The sequence below is a fragment of the Burkholderia sp. Bp9012 genome (assembly GCF_003853825.1).
In the GTDB taxonomy this organism is placed as follows: domain Bacteria; phylum Pseudomonadota; class Gammaproteobacteria; order Burkholderiales; family Burkholderiaceae; genus Burkholderia; species Burkholderia diffusa.
On record NZ_QTQA01000011.1, the window covers coordinates 62,939 to 76,238 of the forward strand.

The 13,300-nt window shown below is 64.0% G+C and carries 13 protein-coding genes; all 13 read left to right on the plus strand.

Translation table 11 applies throughout. The features are described from left to right. Nucleotides 1-203 precede the first annotated feature (203 nt). The 13 genes from DIE11_RS16920 to DIE11_RS16980 all read left to right on the plus strand — a co-directional run bounded on the left by DIE11_RS16920 (nt 204) and on the right by DIE11_RS16980 (nt 13,293). Nucleotides 204-410 carry a Flp family type IVb pilin gene (locus DIE11_RS16920; protein ID WP_124625690.1) on the plus strand — a complete coding sequence of 69 codons (207 nt, stop codon included), beginning with the start codon at nt 204-206 and terminating at the stop codon, nt 408-410. A gap of 87 nt (nt 411-497) precedes the next feature. Then, on the plus strand, nt 498-998 hold the full coding sequence (locus DIE11_RS16925) for a prepilin peptidase (RefSeq protein WP_124625692.1): 501 nt from the start codon (nt 498-500) through the stop codon (nt 996-998). After that, complete coding sequence (locus tag DIE11_RS16930) at nt 995-1,438, plus strand: TadE/TadG family type IV pilus assembly protein (protein WP_124625694.1); 444 nt, start codon at nt 995-997, stop codon at nt 1,436-1,438. The genes DIE11_RS16925 and DIE11_RS16930 overlap by 4 nt, the downstream gene beginning before the upstream one ends. A gap of 89 nt (nt 1,439-1,527) precedes the next feature. Continuing rightward, entirely contained in the window at nt 1,528-2,463 is a 936-nt protein-coding gene (gene cpaB / locus DIE11_RS16935) for a Flp pilus assembly protein CpaB (RefSeq protein ID WP_124625696.1), read from the plus strand. A 64-nt stretch (nt 2,464-2,527) separates the two neighbouring features. Further along, the gene (locus DIE11_RS16940; protein ID WP_124625698.1) at nt 2,528-3,859 is read left to right on the plus strand and encodes a type II and III secretion system protein family protein; all 1,332 of its coding nucleotides are present in this window, start codon (nt 2,528-2,530) and stop codon (nt 3,857-3,859) included. Nucleotides 3,860-3,919: 60 nt separating this feature from the next. Then, the gene (locus DIE11_RS16945) at nt 3,920-5,194 is read left to right on the plus strand and encodes a fimbrial protein (protein WP_124625699.1); all 1,275 of its coding nucleotides are present in this window, start codon (nt 3,920-3,922) and stop codon (nt 5,192-5,194) included. Nucleotides 5,195-5,197: 3 nt separating this feature from the next. Next, the gene (locus tag DIE11_RS16950) at nt 5,198-6,565 is read left to right on the plus strand and encodes a CpaF family protein (protein ID WP_124625701.1); all 1,368 of its coding nucleotides are present in this window, start codon (nt 5,198-5,200) and stop codon (nt 6,563-6,565) included. Then, nucleotides 6,558-7,550, plus strand: coding sequence for a type II secretion system F family protein (locus DIE11_RS16955; RefSeq protein WP_124625703.1), 993 nt, complete (start codon nt 6,558-6,560; stop codon nt 7,548-7,550). Before DIE11_RS16950 ends, DIE11_RS16955 begins: the two co-directional genes overlap by 8 nt. A 4-nt stretch (nt 7,551-7,554) precedes the next feature. Beyond that, complete coding sequence (locus tag DIE11_RS16960) at nt 7,555-8,550, plus strand: type II secretion system F family protein (RefSeq protein ID WP_124625705.1); 996 nt, start codon at nt 7,555-7,557, stop codon at nt 8,548-8,550. 18 nt (nt 8,551-8,568) lie between these two features. Beyond that, nucleotides 8,569-9,411: a pilus assembly protein gene (locus DIE11_RS16965; protein WP_124625707.1), complete on the plus strand. Its 843-nt coding sequence runs from the start codon at nt 8,569-8,571 to the stop codon at nt 9,409-9,411. A gap of 26 nt (nt 9,412-9,437) precedes the next feature. Further along, complete coding sequence (locus DIE11_RS16970) at nt 9,438-9,767, plus strand: DUF3613 domain-containing protein (RefSeq protein WP_124625981.1); 330 nt, start codon at nt 9,438-9,440, stop codon at nt 9,765-9,767. A 5-nt stretch (nt 9,768-9,772) separates the two neighbouring features. Beyond that, the gene (locus DIE11_RS16975) at nt 9,773-11,791 is read left to right on the plus strand and encodes a pilus assembly protein TadG-related protein (RefSeq protein ID WP_260437132.1); all 2,019 of its coding nucleotides are present in this window, start codon (nt 9,773-9,775) and stop codon (nt 11,789-11,791) included. A gap of 110 nt (nt 11,792-11,901) precedes the next feature. Next, nucleotides 11,902-13,293 carry a sigma 54-interacting transcriptional regulator gene (locus tag DIE11_RS16980; RefSeq protein WP_124625709.1) on the plus strand — a complete coding sequence of 464 codons (1,392 nt, stop codon included), beginning with the start codon at nt 11,902-11,904 and terminating at the stop codon, nt 13,291-13,293. Nucleotides 13,294-13,300: the final 7 nt, after the last annotated feature.

A 13,300-nucleotide genomic window follows, 5' to 3' on the forward strand; every position in this document is an offset into this window, starting at 1 on the left:
CGACGTTCGAGGAGGGTCGCTATCGCGAATGTTAACTTGCATCAAATGTTGATACACACCCTTCGGGGTGACATATAAAGAAGGCGCACCCGGTTGTCGTTACACCTGATGTGACGAACGGCGCGGGGCAAGGGCCGGATATGCGGGGATGTAGAACGTATAAAAGGCCAAAAAACGTACATACAGGCACGAGGAATTAAAAAATGAAAGCACTCATCAAGCGCTTCCTGAAGGAAGAAGACGGGGTTACCGCGATCGAGTATGGACTGATCGCGGGGCTGGTCGCCGTCGCCATCATCGCCGGTGTATCGTCGCTCGGCAGCAATCTCAATACAATGTTCTCGACCATCGGAACGTGCGTCAGCACGGTCGGTAGCTCGGGCGCTACCGCGGCGTGCAAATTGGGCTAAGCAGTCCCAATCATTGTCTTTTAGCGTGATATCGGGCGGCTTGCTCCGGCCAGCCGCCCGACTTATATCCGCGACCGGTCTGGCGCGATGGCATATCTATTTTCTATCGGGGCGTTCCTGGCTTGGGCAGTGCTCGTCACGGCCAGTGACATTCGTTCCCGGCGTATTCCGAATTTGCTCGTTGTCGGCGGGTTGGTCGCCGCATTTGCAAGTGCCTTTTGCGGTGCAAATCCGTTCGGCATCGTGCGCGTTCAGGCGCTGCTCGGCACGTTCGTCGGTCTGGTCGGCCTTCTCCCGTTCTTTTTCCTGGGGGTGATGGGCGCGGCCGACGTGAAGGTGTTTGCCGTCCTCGGCGCGTGGTGCGGCGTTCATGGCCTGGTGTGGCTCTGGATCGCCGCGAGCCTTGCGGCGGGTATTCACGCGCTCGCCGTGCTGTTGTTGTCTCGCACGACGCTCGGTACGTTGTGGCGGCGTGGCCCACCGGCGTTGACGATCGGTCGATATCGCGCGACCCCGTATGGCGCGTGCCTTGCCATCCCTGCGGCTGTATGGCTCGTCTGCCTCGTTGCGGGAGGGGGCGTGCGATGAAACGGCAGAGAAAGCGGTGCGAATACGGGCGGCAGCGCGGAGCGACTGCAGTTGAATTCGCAATCATATTTCCGCTTTTCTTCGTGATCTGCTACGGGATCATTTGTTTCGGAATGATTTTCGTGATTCAGCAAAGCTTGACGTTCGCCGCCAGTGAGGGTGCGCGCGCGGGCCTGAATTACGCCCCGGATTTGGCGACTCGAACCGCGAAGGCGCAGGCGACCGCGCAAAACGTCGTCGGTTGGCTAAATATCAGTGCGCCGAACGTCGTCGTGCAGGCACCTGCATGCAAATACGACGGATCGCTGTATTGCCTGTCGGTGACGGTGAGCTATTCACCGCAAGCTTGGGTAAAGACCATGCCCTTTGTGGGCACCATTCTGACCCAGCCGTTGACAAGCACAGCGGTCGTCCAGATTTCGCAGTCGTTGCTTCAATGAGTTGCGCGTCGCGACGAGGCGGTTTTTTGTCGTGCTAATTGTCAGATAAAAAGATTTGAACGGACCTTATCCGGTATCCATACGACAACATGGCCAATAACGTAACGAAGATCATCGCGGGGCTGCTGATTGCGATCGCCGTTCTGCTCGGAATCTATGCATGGATGCTCGGGCGCAGTTCGTCTAGTCCTGTTCCGGCGCAACCGGCAACGGCCGCGAATCCGGTGTCGGTTGTGGTCGCGACGCGCACGCTGTCGGTCGGTCAGCCGATTGCCGCAGACGCATTGAAGATTCAGCCGACCGCACCAGCGCCGGCAGGGGCGTTTTCCGATCCGGCCACACTGGTCGGTCGCGTACCGGCGCGCGACATTCCGGCATCGGCGCCTGTCGTCTCGAGCGCCCTGGTGTCGGGCCTTGCCGAGGACGTCGAGCCGGGCGAACGCGCAATCGCGGTTCGCGTCGACGAGACCAATGCGGTCGGTAACCGGCTGCGGCCCGGTAATTTCGTCGACGTGTTCTTGAACCTGAAGCGGGAAGGGGGCGGCGCGATGTTCGACGGTGAAGTCTCGCAGACGCAGGCACGACTCCTGATGTCGAGGATTCGCGTGCTGTCGTTCGGCGACGCGACGCCGGATCGCGACAGCGGCAACAACACGAACGGCAACAACGGCCAGCCGACCAACACGCGCATCGCGGTACTCGCGGTGCCGACCGCGCAGGTCGATGCGCTGACACTCGGCGAGGCGAGCGGCCGGCTGACGCTCGCGCTGCGCAACCCGCGCGACGACGAGCTTGCGACGCAGACGGTGGCGGTGCGCACCGACAACAAGCTGTCGCCGTCGGCGCTTGCCGCGGCCGGCGTGTCGCTGCAACAGCTGTCCGGCACGTCGAGGGCCGCGGTGGCCAACGTGAACGTGCCGCCGCTGCCGTCGCGCCTGCCACCGGCGACGCGACCAGGCGGCAGCGGAGGCGGGGGCAGCATCGAGGTGATCCGCGGCGGCCGGTCGGAAACGGTCGCGTATTGAACAACATCGATGGCCATCGATATCAGCGACGACAAGTAAAGGCCGTGCGACGGTCCAACAAACAATGAAAAATACACTGACTGCATTCGCGATTGCTCTCTGGACCCTGACATTCGCCTCCATTGCAAGCGCGAGCGGCACGATCGAGCTCGCGGTCGGCGCGCAGCGGCAGATTTCCGCCGGCCACGCGCTGCAGCGGGTCGCCGTCGGCGATCCGGCAATCGCCGACGTGCTGATCATGAAGGGCAGTCGTTCCGGTTCGGTGCTGCTGACCGCGAAAGCGCCGGGTGCGACGAACGTGATGTTGTGGGAGCGTGGTCGCGACGAGCCGACGGTGTGGAGCGTAGAGGTTGTCGACGCGGCGGCGCAAGCGGTACTCGACGGTTCGACGCCGCAGGTGAAGGCGTACGGCGGGACGTCGGTGCTGCGGGGAACGTCGGCGTCGCTCGATGCGCACGAACGGGCCGCGGCGGTCGCCAAAAACATGAGCCCCAAAGGAGCGGTGATCGATCGCTCGACGCTGGCCGGCAAGAACGTCGTGCAGGTCGATGTGCGGGTGGTGGAATTCAGCCGTTCGGTGCTCAAGCAAATCGGCTTCAATTTCTTCAAGCAAAGCAACGGCTTTTCGTTCGGTTCGTTCGCGCCGGGCGGCGTGCAATCGTATAACGGTGCAGCGGGCCCGGGCACGGGCTCATACATTCCGACGCTTGGCGCACCGGTTGCGTCCGCCTTCAATCTGGTCGTGAATGCAGCGGGACGTGGCATCTTCGCCGACCTGTCGCTGCTCGAAGCGAACAACATGGCGCGCGTGCTCGCGGAGCCGACGCTCGTCGCGCTGTCCGGCCAGAGCGCCAGCTTCCTCGCGGGCGGCGAAATCCCGGTGCCGTCCCCACAGGGACTCGGCTCGACCGCGATCCAGTGGAAGCAATACGGCGTCGGGCTGTCGCTGACCCCGACGGTGTTGAGCCCGAGCCGGATCGCGCTGAAGGTCGCTCCGGAATCGAGCCAGCTCGACTTCGTGAACAGCGTGACGATCAGCGGCGTCGCAGTGCCGGGCATCACGACGCGTCGTGCCGATACGACAGTCGAACTCGGTGACGGCGAGAGCTTCGTGATCGGCGGCCTGATCGATCGCCAGACATTGTCGAACGTGAGCAAGGTGCCGCTGCTCGGCGACCTGCCGATCATCGGAACGTTCTTCAAGAACCTGAACTACCAGCAGAACGACAAGGAATTGCTGATCATCGTGACACCGCATCTCGTCGCACCGATTGCGAAGGGGGCGGTACTGCCTGCGACGCCCGGCGAGTTGTCGGAGCAGCGTGACGGGCCGGTGTGGCGATCTTATCTGGGCGGTGCGGCGTCGCCGGATGCAGCACCGGGTTTTTCGAAATGAATCTGAAGCATTGCGCGTCGCGGCACATCGCTACGCCATGCGTAATCGGGGGTGTTCGACATGAATGCACGAACCCAATCATTGTGTGAACCCGCCGTGACCGACTACTTCGTTTGTGCGTCGACAAAGGAAGCGCATGTGCGCTGGTTGGCCGATACGCTGGTTTCGGCCGGCGCGGTCGAGGCCGCGTCGCTGGAACCGGGTGTGCTGGCACAGCGCATCACCGGGCTCAATCCGGCACTGGTATTCATCGACTTCTCCGAGCGCAGCGAAGCGGCGAGCGTAGCCGCGGCCACGGTACGTGCGGCGCATCCGGGGATGCCGATCGTCGCGCTCGGCTCGCTCACCCAGCCGGAGAGCGCGCTCGCCGCACTGCGTGCGGGTGTGCGCGACTTCATCGACGTGTCGGCATCGGCCGAGGACGCGCTGCGAACGACGCGTGGGTTGCTGTCCGACGTCGGCGAGCCGACGAGCCGCCACGGCAAGGTCGTCGCGTTGCTCGGCGCGCGCGCTGGCATGGGCGTCAGCACGCTTGCCGCGAATCTCGCGGTCTGGCTGCAGAAGCGGGCGCTCGGCCCGGGTGCGACGGGGGGGCCGGACGGCGGCGCGCCGGCCGGGCGCCAGACCGCGCTGATCGACCTGGGGCTGCCGGCCGGTGACGGTGCGCTGTTCCTGAACACCCGCTGCGAATTTCACTTCATCGACGCCGTGCAGAATCTGCGCCGCATCGATCGCACGTTCGTGAACACCGCGCTCACGCGACACCAGAGCGGCGTCGCACTGACGACGCTGCCGCCGGACCTCGGCGGGTTGCGCGACGTGTCCTATGCGTCATGCATCGGGCTGCTGAACCGTTTCCGTGCGTTCTTCGACCAGCAGGTCGTCGATCTCGGCGGGTTCTCGAATCGCGAGTTCGTCACGCAGATCGCCGCATCGGCCGACGAGGCGTGGCTTGTCTGCGATCAGGGCGTCGCGTCGATCGTTTCGGCCGCCGACCTGCTCACCGGGCTGCGCGATGCGGGCGTCGATACCGATCGCGTCAAGCTCGTGGTCAACCAGTACGATTCCGCGCTGGACCTGATGTCCGGGCAGATCGCCGAGCGTCTCGGGTTGTCGCTGGTCGGCACCTTGCCCGCACGTCGCGTCGCGATCGGCCATGCGGCGAACCAGGGGCGACTCATTGTCGACGCGGCGGAGCGCGACCCGTATGTGCGCGCACTCGAATCCCTCGCCACGCGGCTGCCGGGTATTTCGGGCATGGCGGGCGCGTCGCGCGCGGCGCCCGGCCTGTCGGCGCTCAAACGTTTCATTCAACCCTCGTCCAAGCGGTCATAACCGATGGCACACGACATTCAATTCGCCGACGGCGCAGCGCCGTTCTCCCAGACGCAGCAATTCCACGACATCAAGAATGCCGCGCATGAACACCTGCTGACGCGGATCGAGGAACTGGGCGCCGAGTTCGGCCGATGGTCGCGCCAGGCGATCAATCAGTTCGTCGATCTCGAGATCGACAGCTTCGTCCGCCTGCGCCGCATTCCGCTCAACGAGAACGAGGTGCGCGCGATCGCCGAGGCGCTGACGAAGGAACTCGCGGGCTTCGGGCCGATCGAGGATCTGCTCGCGGATCCTGCGGTCGAGGACATCCTGATCAACGGCTACAACGACGTGTACGTGTCGCGGCACGGGATACTCGCGAAGCTGCCGGTGCGCTTTACCGACAATGCGCACTTGCTGCGAATCGTGCGCCGGATCCTCGCGCCGATCGGGCGCCGTCTCGACGAATCGAATCCCATGGTCGACGCGCGACTGCCCGATGGCGGCCGCGTGAACGTCGTGATCGAGCCGTTGTCGATCGACGGCCCGATCGTGTCGATCCGGAAATTCCGCAAGGATCCGCTCAAGCCATCGGACCTGCTCGGCAACGGCACGTACAACGAAGAGATCGGCGCGCTGCTCGAGGCGGCGGTCGAGGCGCGCTGCAACGTGCTCGTGTCGGGCGGCACGAGTTCGGGCAAGACGTCGCTGCTCAATGCGCTCGCATTCCACATTCCGGAGGCCGAGCGTGTCGTGACGATCGAGGATACGGCGGAGCTGTCGCTGAATCACCCGCACGTCGTGCGGCTCGAAAGCCGCCCGGGCGGATTCGACGGTAGCGGTGTCGTGACGATTCGCGACCTGTTGCGCAACACGCTGCGGATGCGTCCGGACCGGATCATCGTCGGCGAAGTGCGCGGCGGTGAGGTGCTCGAAATGCTGCAGGCCATGAACACGGGCCATGACGGCTCGATGGGCACCGTGCACGCGAGTTCGCCGCGCGAGTGTCTGTACCGTCTCGAGATGCTCGCCGGCTTCGCGGGCTTCCAGGGGACCGAGTCGAGCCTTCGTCGCCAGATCGCGAACGCGATCGACTTCATCGTGCAGATCGGGCGGCTGTCGAATGGACGCCGCCGAATTCTGTCGATCACCGAGGTGACCGGTCTGTCCGACAACATCATCGCGACGCAGGAACTGTATCGCTACGAAGCGCGCGTGACGCCGGAAGGCGAGGAAATCGATCACTGGGAATCGCTCGGCATCCATCCGCATTCGCCGAAGCTCGCGCGCTTCCGCCAGACGCTGACGAACAGCGCAATGGGCGGGGGCGGTTTCGGTGGCGGCTTTGGTGGCGGCGGTTTCGGCCGCGGCGGGGGCTTCAATGTATAGCGCGATGATCTGGGTACTCGCGGTCGCGATGCTGTGCGTGGCATCGGCACTGATGCTATGGCGACATGCGGAAACCCGGCGCGTGCGCACCGATGCGAAGCGCTTCATCGACAGTCGGCTCGAACCGGGCGTGCGCGTGGCGGCGCCGGCTGCACGATCGGCGGCATCGGCTGCATCACGGGCCGTGTCGTCTTCCGGTGGCGCGCGCAATGCCGCGTCTCGTGCTTTCTGGGCGCACTGGTATGCAGTTGCAACGGAGTATCTGACCAACCTCGTGAACCGTGCGGGGATCGAAGGCGCACGCGGCAAGGCGATCGTCGCGCTGACCGTTCTCGTCGCGGTTGCGGCGATCGCGGGCAGCCGCGGCGGCGCGCTCGCGTGTTTCGCGGCGCTTGCGTGCGGGGGCGCGATTTTCGGCGTCTGGCTCACGTCGCGAATCCAGAAGCGGCGACTGAAAATCGTCCGACAGATCCCCTCGTTTCTCGACGGGATCGTGCGACTGGTGACGCTCGGCAACAGCGTGCCGGCTGCATTCCAGGCTGCGCTGCTGACGACGGAGGAGCCGCTGCGGGGGTGTCTCGATCACGTGTCGCGCATGCTGCGCACGGGTGTCGAGATCGACCGCGCAATGCTTCACATCGCCAAGATCTACCGTACCGAGGAGTTCGAACTGCTCGGCTCGGTACTGCGGTTGTCGGTGAAGTATGGCGGTCGCGCGGACGTCATGCTGGAACGGATGGCCGTATTCATGCGCGACCTCGAGCAAGCGGAGCGCGAGCTGACGGCGATGTCGGCCGAGACGCGGCTGTCGGCATTCGTGCTCGTGATGTTGCCGATCGGGATCGGCGGCTTTGTCGTGATGACCAATCCGAAGTACCTGGAAGGGATGTGGAACGATCCGAGCGGACAAATGCTCCTCCTGTTCGCGTTCCTGGCGCAGGTTGCGGGTAGCGTGTGGCTGTATCGAATGGCTCGACTCAGGTGATGCGATGACAGCAACTCAGATCGGATCGGTCGCACTGGCACTTGGCGCGCTTGGCGTGCTGTTGTTTGGAATGATCGCGTTGTTGCGTGCGAGCGCGGCGTCGCGTGCCGAACGTGCGTTGGCCGATGCGCTCGACCAGCGCATGGCAGCGCTCGAAGCAGCCAAGGCTCGGACCGTTGCGGATGATGTTCCATCCGCGAAACCGGACACGCGCGGGCGCGAGCGCATCGAGCGCATGCTTGCGCGATTCTCGGCAACGGGGATGCGCTGGCTTGATACCGGGTTCGGCAAGCACATCGTCGCAGACGAGGACCGTCGTCTGCTCGAGCAATGTGGTTACGTCGACGCGCGTACGCGCGGGCTGTTCCTGATCACGCGAATTGCATGCGGGATTGCATTGCCGTTGCTGTTCGCGATATTCGCGAGCGGACGAACGACGAGCGGAATGTGGATGATCGGCATGTTCGCCGCATTCGGGTTCGGCTTCATGTTGCCGAAGCTCTACCTGCAGCGTCGTGCCGCCGCACGGCGCCAGAGTGTCATCGACGAACTGCCGTTGCTCGTCGACATGCTGCGCTTGTTGCAGGGTGTCGGATTGTCACTGGATCAAAGCCTGCAGGTCGTGACGAACGATTTCCGCGGGATGATGCCGGTTCTGTCGTCGGAGGTTGGGATCGCGCAGCGTCAATTCGCAGCGGGCCGCACGCGCGAGCAGTCGATGCAGAGGCTATCGAGCGGATTCGACAACGAGGACTTGCGCGCGATTGCGCGGCTGATGGTGCAGGTCGACAAGCACGGCGGCGCGGTACAGGAGCCGCTCAAGCAGTTCGGCGACCGGCTTCGGGAAACGCGCCGCGCGATGCTGCGCGACCGGATCGGTCGGCTGACCGTAAAGATGACCGGTGTGATGGTGGTGACGTTGCTGCCTGCACTGCTGATCGTGACGGCCGGCCCCGGGTTGTTGGCCGTGATGCGTGCGCTGACGGCGCATCATCATTGATGGACGGAAGAAAAGACGATGAAGCGGATCAGCGAAATGGCGGGGCACGCTGGCGTGGTGGCGGTGGTAGCGCTGCTCGGCGCCTGTGCGACCAAGGAGGGCGGGTACGGCGTGAACGCGCAGGCAGAACGCGCGGCGCTGATTCAGGCGGCCGACCAGAAGCAGGCGGTGCCGGATACGCCTGCGATGTATCTCGGTCTGATCCAGCGGATGCAGGCGCAGGGCCTCTATTACGCGTCGCTCGCGCATATCGACGCTTACGACAAGGCCTACGGCGTGTCGCCGGACACGATTCTGCTGCGTGCGGACGCGCTGCGGATGACCGACCAACCGGCTGCCAGCGCGGCAGCGTATACGCAGTTGCTGAAGACGCCGCTCGCCTCGCGTGGTTATCGGGGGCTGGGGTTGATCGCCGGTGCGGCCGGTGATTTCGGCCTGGCTGTACAGGCACTGACGCAGGCGTCGGAGCTTGCGCCGACCGACGCGTCGCTGCTGTCCGATCTCGCCTATGCGAAATTGCGTAACGGCGATGTGGTCGGCGCGCGGGTGCCGTTGATGAAGGCGGCGGAACTGGATCAACGCAATCCGAAGATCGTCAGCAACCTCGCGCTGTATCTGCTCGCTTCCGGGCGCACGCAGGATGCGCAGCGACTGATGAATCAGCAGCATTTGCCGGCGGATATCCGCAAGGACATCATTGGCGATGCCGGGAAAATTGCAGCCGCGGCACGCGCACAGCAGCGTGCGGTCGCGACGCCGCCGGTGGTATCGCGGCACGCCGCGACCGCGCAGATCACGCCGATGGCAAACAATTTCGGCTATGACCAGACCGTGCCGCTGCTGCAACGGTTTGCACAATGAACAGAACAAACAGGCGGGGGAACGACATGAACAACAATGATCGTCGGAACATGCGTGCGGGGCGGATTGCGATGCTGGGGGCAATTGCCTGCGTGGCACTCGGAACCGTCACCGCATACGCGCAGCAACAGGATACGGCACCGGTTGCGTCCGACGTGGGTCGCTCGACCAGGGACTGGCTCACGATGCAGGGCGAAAATCGGGCGGCAGCGCCGACGCAACCGTTGCTGGGCGACGTCGCATCGTTGATCTACCAGCGTTATCTCGATTCGTTCAAGAACAAGATTCCTGAGTCGATGAGCACGCAGCTCGGTTCGTCCGGTGGCATGTCGGGTAACGGATCGGGCGCGCAGTAAGCGACATGGCGATGCGCGCGAATCAGTCACGGGTGGGGCGGCGATACGGCACCGGCGGGCCGGCACGGCAGCGTCAGCACGGCTCCATCGCGATCATGGCGGCGATCTGGCTGTCGGTTGCCGTCATCGTACTCAGCGGGATCGATATCGGCCGCTTTTATTCCGAACGGCGCCATATGCAGGCGGCTGCCGATCTGGCCGCGCTGTCCTCGGTCATGAAAGCCAGCGCGGATACGACCTGCTCGGCGGCGAAGACGGCGGCCCAGCAGGTCGCGAGCCCTACAGCGAATTCTGTACCGGCAAACGCCTCCGTTTCCGTGACATGCGGCGTCTGGACTGCGCCTCAAACCAGCGGCGGTGCGGCGACGTTTACGCCGACCGCTGGCGATCCGATCAACGGTCAATGCGGCGGCTTGTCGGCAGGACCTGCCGGATCAACGACCGGCCAGTCGGCCAACGCCGTGTGCGTGAGCGTTTCCGAACCGGTGACAGGCTTTTTCCGCGGCGTAAAGTCGATCAGTGCGTCGGCCATGGCGAAGAGCACGCCGACCGATACCTTTACGCTGACTACGTCGCTCGCCGCGTTGAATGGCGGGCTGGCCAATCAATTGCTCCAGACGCTGACCGGCTCGCCCAATGCGTTGAGCCTCAACGCTGTCGATTACCAGGGGCTGGCACAAGTCAACCTGAAGCTGGCGGGCATTCTTGCCAATTTGCCGGTCGGCTCGAGCACGGCCGTATTGAATGGCTCCGTGACCCTTGGTCAGTTGGCCAACGCGTTGGTGCAGGCGGCGACCCAACAGAACCTGGTGGGCGCGAACCTGAACGTGCTTAACGCGATCGTCGTTGCACTTTGTTCCGGCAGTGTCTGCGGTGGACCGCAGATCGCGCTTAACCAGCTGGTTTCAGCCGCGGTGGCCAATGGAAGCTCTGCCGTTGACGCCAGCGTCAACGCGCTCGGACTGTTGTCGACCGCGCTTCAGGTCGCGAACGGCACGAATCCTGTTGCCATCCCGAACATCACGGTCCAGACGCCGACCGCGCTCGCGCCGCTGCTGAACGCGACGGTGTCGGGCTCCGTCGTACTCGCCGGAACGCCGCCGGCCACCGCGAGTGGCCCGCCCGGACCGTCGAATTGCGGGACGTCGAATTGCTTGACCAATACGTCGACAGCGCAAGGGAACGTGTTCCTGAATACGTCGATATCGCTGCTGTCGACGTGCTCCAACGGATCCCTGGTCTATCCGGGAGGCACCTGCCCGTCGGGCAAGGCGACGCCGCTGGCCGCCGTGCAACTGCCGATTACCGCGTATGTCGCGCCGGCGAAAGCCGGGCTCGCCTCCGTCACCTGTTCCGCGAACGGCACGAAGAGTGCGACAGTGAACGTGCAGACCGGAGTGGTGGCCGTGTATCTCGGCGGGACGGCCAATACGCCGATCAATCTCAGCGCTCCGAGCGGATATACGCCCAGTGCTGCACCGCCGATCACGCTCGTGTCCGTCAACTTGCAGAGCCTGCTCAATCTGTTGAACCTCGGCGGATTGATTTCCGGGTTGACGACGTTGGTCAAGGTGTTGACCTTCGGCGTCCTCGACCTGACCCAGATCTCGATCAACATCAACCTGACGCCCGGGCAGTTGACGATCCCCGTCGCCAATCAAACGCCGACGCCGTTGACGTTCACCTATCCCGGCAGTCCGGCATCACCGTACATGTTGAGCGTAGGAACGGATCAATTCCTGTCGCCGGTGGTCCAAAGTGCGCTTAACAGTGGCCTGTCGGTGCAGTTGACGGCGGACAGCGGCTTGCTTTCTGCGCTCGGATTGGTCGTCACGCCAGTGTTGAACGTCGTGCTCGGGCCGATTTTGTCCGCGCTGGGAACGACGCTCGTTCCGCTCCTCCTGCAGCCGATCGATTCCCTGCTGACTTCGGTCACCGGCTTGCTCGGCTTGAGTCTGGGGAATGCCTATGTCACAAATACACCGGACTCGATCAAATGCGGCAATCCGATGCTCGTGCAATGAAGACCGCGGCATCCACTTGCGTCGGGAGCGCGGACAGCGCTTCCGCCCATGCCGTGCGCTTGGCCCGCAGTGCCGCATCACTCGTCAATAACCGTAGCCGCACCTGAATCATGAGAACCACTTCCGCAATCGCAGAACTCGACCTGTACGTCTGGGAAGGCAAGGCGGACATCGTCGACCGCGTTGCCCGCTGCATGGCGAGCTTCGACGTCGAAGTGATCCGCGCCGACAATGCGGAAATCTCGCCGGAGCGCGCCGCATTGCGGCCGTCGCTCGCGATCATCAGCGTGACGATGATCGAAACCGGCGCGGCATTCCTGCGCGACTGGCAGGCCAACATCGGCATGCCGGTCGTCTGGGTCGGCGCGGCGCGCGACCACGACGCGTCGCAGTATCCGCCCGACTATTCGCACATCCTGCCGCTCGACTTCACCTGTGCGGAACTGCGCGGGATGATCGGCAAGCTCGTCACGCAGCTGCGCGCGCATGCGGCCGATACGCTGCAACCTTCCGAACTCGTCGCGCACTCGGAGTCGATGCAGGCGCTGCTGCGCGAGGTCGATACGTTCGCCGACTGCGACACCAACGTGCTGCTGCACGGCGAAACCGGCGTCGGTAAGGAACGTATCGCGCAATTGCTTCACGAAAAGCATTCGCGCTACCGGAACGGCGAATTCGTTCCGGTCAACTGCGGCGCGATTCCGGATGGCCTGTTCGAATCGCTGTTCTTCGGGCACGCGAAAGGCTCGTTCACCGGCGCGGTTGTTGCGCATAAAGGCTATTTCGAGCAGGCGGCGGGCGGCACGTTGTTCCTCGACGAAGTCGGCGACCTGCCGTTGTACCAGCAGGTCAAGCTGCTGCGCGTGCTCGAGGACGGCACCGTGCTGCGGGTCGGCGCGACGACGCCGATCAAGGTCGATTTCCGTCTCGTCGCGGCCAGCAACAAGAAGCTGCCGCAACTCGTGAAGGAAGGCATGTTCCGCGCGGATCTCTACTATCGGCTCGCGGTGATCGAGCTGAGCATTCCGTCGCTGGAAGAACGGGGCGCGGTCGACAAGATCGCGCTGTTCAAGTCATTCGTCGCGGAGGTGGTGGGCGACGAGCGGCTCGCGCAATTGTCTGACCTGCCTTACTGGCTCGCGGACGCGGTAGCGGACAGCTATTTCCCCGGCAACGTGCGCGAACTGCGCAACCTTGCGGAGCGGGTCGGGGTGACGGTGCGGCAAACGGGCGGCTGGGATGCCGCTCGACTGCAGCGGCTGATCGCCCATGCGCGCAATTCGGCGCAGCCGGTGCCGGTGGAGAGTGCGGCAGAGGTCTTCGTCGACCGCAGCAAGTGGGACATGAACGAGCGCAGCCGCGTGATCGCTGCCCTCGACGCAAACGGTTGGCGGCGCCAGGATACGGCTCAGCAGCTCGGCATCAGCCGGAAGGTCCTGTGGGAAAAGATGCGCAAATATCAGATATTCGACGAAGAGCCCGAGACCCGCGAAAGCGAGTAATTAATGA